Source organism: Sphingobium sp. BHU LFT2 (genome assembly GCF_018604485.1).
Classification (GTDB): Bacteria; Pseudomonadota; Alphaproteobacteria; order Sphingomonadales; family Sphingomonadaceae; genus Sphingobium; species Sphingobium yanoikuyae_A.
Map to the genome: position 1 here is coordinate 1 of NZ_JAFCGW010000049.1, position 2,826 is coordinate 2,826.

At 63.0% G+C, this 2,826-nt stretch carries 4 protein-coding genes; all 4 read left to right on the top strand.

Annotated elements, in window-relative coordinates:
* The first annotated feature begins 84 nt into the window (after nt 1–84).
* The 4 genes from tnpA (at nt 85) to JQK15_RS26255 (ending at nt 2,769) form a co-directional block, all read left to right on the top strand.
* The gene (gene tnpA, locus JQK15_RS26240; protein WP_019052499.1) at nt 85–432 is read left to right on the top strand and encodes an IS66-like element accessory protein TnpA; all 348 of its coding nucleotides are present in this window, start codon (nt 85–87) and stop codon (nt 430–432) included.
* Nucleotides 429–770: an IS66 family insertion sequence element accessory protein TnpB gene (gene tnpB / locus JQK15_RS26245; protein WP_019052498.1), complete on the top strand. Its 342-nt coding sequence runs from the start codon at nt 429–431 to the stop codon at nt 768–770. The genes tnpA and tnpB overlap by 4 nt, the downstream gene beginning before the upstream one ends.
* Before the next feature lie 71 nt (nt 771–841).
* The gene (gene tnpC / locus JQK15_RS26250) at nt 842–2,506 is read left to right on the top strand and encodes an IS66 family transposase (RefSeq protein ID WP_214869552.1); all 1,665 of its coding nucleotides are present in this window, start codon (nt 842–844) and stop codon (nt 2,504–2,506) included.
* A gap of 17 nt (nt 2,507–2,523) precedes the next feature.
* Entirely contained in the window at nt 2,524–2,769 is a 246-nt protein-coding gene (locus tag JQK15_RS26255) for a hypothetical protein (RefSeq protein ID WP_214869554.1), read from the top strand.
* Nucleotides 2,770–2,826: the final 57 nt, after the last annotated feature.

Below are 2,826 nucleotides of genomic sequence, written 5' to 3' on the forward strand. Positions count from 1 at the left end.
GTATGCATCCGGCGAGACGCGCCTTGTCGTGAGGTAGGGGCCTGCTCTTAAGAACGCTCTCGAGAGCACGCTTAGGAGCAGTGGATGCGGCAGATCACGGTGATGACTGGGCCGGAACGGCGGCGGCGCTGGAGCGACGAGGAACGGCTCCAGATTTTGGCAGAAGCCTTTGCGCCTGGGGCCAGCGTTTTGGCTGTGGCGCGTCGGCACGATATTTCCACGGCGCGCATTTACACGTGGCGCAACAAGCTGCGGCAGCCGCCCGCCCTGACGGAGTTCGCCCAGGCGGTGGTTGACGATGGCGAACAGCAGAATGCGCACCAGGCCGCAATGCCGGTGATCATCGTGGATCTGGGTGGCAAAGGGCGCGTGAGCATATCTGCGTCGGCACCAGCTGCCTTGGTGTCGGCAGCGCTCAAGGCCCTGCGATGATCCCAGCTGGCGCGCGGGTGTGGATTGCGATGGGCCACACAGATATGCGGCGCGGCATGCAGAGCTTGGCAGCAATGGTGCAGCAGAGCTTCTCGCGAGACCCATTTGCCGGCGATCTTTGGGTCTTTCGCGGGCGCAGCGGGGCGCTTGTGAAGATAATCTGGCACGACGGCCTCGGGATGTCGTTATATTCGAAGCGATTGGAACGAGGGAAGTTCATTTGGCCCGCCGCGAAGGACGGCGTGGTGTCGCTGACGAGCTCACAGCTGGCCTGTCTGCTCGACGGAGTGGACTGGCGGAACCCGCAATATAGCTGGCGCCCACAGAGCGCAGGATAGGCGCAGATTTTCTCGGCGGAGGCTGCATTTTCCGCTTCATCCGGGAGGTTTTCTATGATTCCATCCAAGTTGTGGACGCCGCCGTTTCGCCCCTGCCTGACGATATCGAAGCGCTCAAGGCGTTAGTACGGCTCAGTGCGCAGCGCGCCGATGAAGCCGAACAGCGGGCCACGAGCGCTGAAGCCGAACTGGCCAATGCCCGTGCCCGGGAGAGCGCCACCGAGGCGTTGATCTCACACTACAAGTTGCAGATCGCCAAGCTCAGGCGCGAGCAGTATGGCCCCAGCGCCGAACGCACCCGCCGGCTTCTTGCGCAGATGGAGTTTGAGCTCGAAGATTTGGAGGCCGACGCCGCCGAAGATGATCTGGCCGCCGAGACCGCCGCGACAAAGGCGACGAACGTCACCGCCTTTGAGCGCAAGAGGCCAGTTAAAAAACCGTTCCCCGACCATTTGCCCCGCGACCGCGTCGTCGTTCCGGCGCCCTGTTCCTGTCCGGCCTGTGGCGGCATGCGCCTGTCGAAGCTGGGCGAGGATGTAACCGAGACGCTGGAGGTAATCCCGCGTGCCTGGAAGGTCATCCAGACCGTACGCGAGAAGTTCTCCTGCCGTGACTGCGAGAAGATCACGCAGCCGCCCGCGCCATTCCATGTCGTGCCGCGTGGCTGGGCAGGGCCAAGCTTCCTCGCCATGCTGCTGTTCGAGAAGTATGGGCAGCACCAGCCGCTCAACCGCCAGGCGGAGCGCTTCGCTCGCGAAGGCGTGCCGCTGAGCGTCTCCACGCTTGCCGATCAGGTTGGTGCGGCGTCCTTCGCCTTGATGCCCATCTTTCGGCTGATCGAGGCCCATGTCTTTGCCGCCGAGCGCGTGCATGGCGACGATACCACCGTGCCGGTCATGGCCAAGGGCAAGACCGATACCGGTAGATTATGGAATTATGTCCGGGATGACCGCCCGTTCGGCGGCGCCGATCCTCCGGCGGTGGTGTTCTATTATTCGCGCGACCGGCGCGGGGAACATCCCCAGGCGCACCTGGCGTCCTGGTCCGGGATTCTGCAGGCTGACGCCTATGCGGGCTATTTCGAGCTGTACGCTCCCGATCGTCGGCCCGACCTTATCCTGGAGGCAGGATGCTTTGCCCATGCACGCAGGAAGTTCTTCGGACTCGCCGACGTCGAGGGCGCTGCACGCAAAAAGAGCCGCGGCGAGCGGACTGGCCCCATTTATCCGATTGCACTGGGGGCGGTGCAGAAGCTGGACGCCCTGTTCGACGTTGAGCGCGGTATCAACGGCAAGACACCAGCGGAGCGGCTTGCCGCTCGTCAGGAGTTGAGCGCGCCACTGATCGCCGAACTGCACGACTGGTTGAACGCCCAACTCGCCAAGCTGTCGCGTAACCATGATCTCGCCAAGGCTATCAACTATATGCTCCGGCGCTGGGACTCCTTCACCCGCTTCCTCGTCGATGGCAGGGTATGCCTCACGAACAACGCAGCGGAACGGGCGCTACGCTGTGTGCCACTCGGGCGGAAAGCATGGCTATTTTGCGGCTCCGATCGCGGCGGTCAGCGCGCCGCCATCATGTTTTCACTCATTCAAAGCTGTCGCCTCAACGACCTCGATCCCCAGGCTTGGCTCGCCGACGTCCCTGCCCGCATCGCCGGTCATCCGGCTAATCGGCTTGGCGACCTGCTCCCATGGAATTGGAAACCAACAGCGTTGAAGCTGGAGCCGTGACCTCATAGCATCACGGCATGGAATTTGACCCGCAACCCGAACTGATTGAACCCTCTCTCTGCCGGTCCATCGAACAGGCGGGCGTACGGCTGACCATCAACATCGTGCGGCTCGCCACCGAACGTGGTTGGTCCCTCGAGGTCGTCAACGAGCACGGCACCTCGACGGTCTGGGACAATCTATTCCCCACCGACCGCGATGCCGATGCTGCATTCCGCGATGTCCTCGCTCAAGAAGGCGTCGAGGCCTTCCTCGGCAAGTAAGATGCCAAAACCCCCAGCAAACCGTCAGTAGCCGCGGTCCTCACCGGATGCGTACGG

What these genes read in the sequence shown, in the direction of transcription:
- tnpA (WP_019052499.1), top strand. Translation starts at nt 85, where the DNA reads ATGCGGCAGATCACGGTGATGACTGGGCCGGAACGGCGGCGGCGCTGG.
- tnpB (WP_019052498.1), top strand. Translation starts at nt 429, where the DNA reads ATGATCCCAGCTGGCGCGCGGGTGTGGATTGCGATGGGCCACACAGAT.
- JQK15_RS26255 (WP_214869554.1), top strand. Translation starts at nt 2,524, where the DNA reads ATGGAATTTGACCCGCAACCCGAACTGATTGAACCCTCTCTCTGCCGG.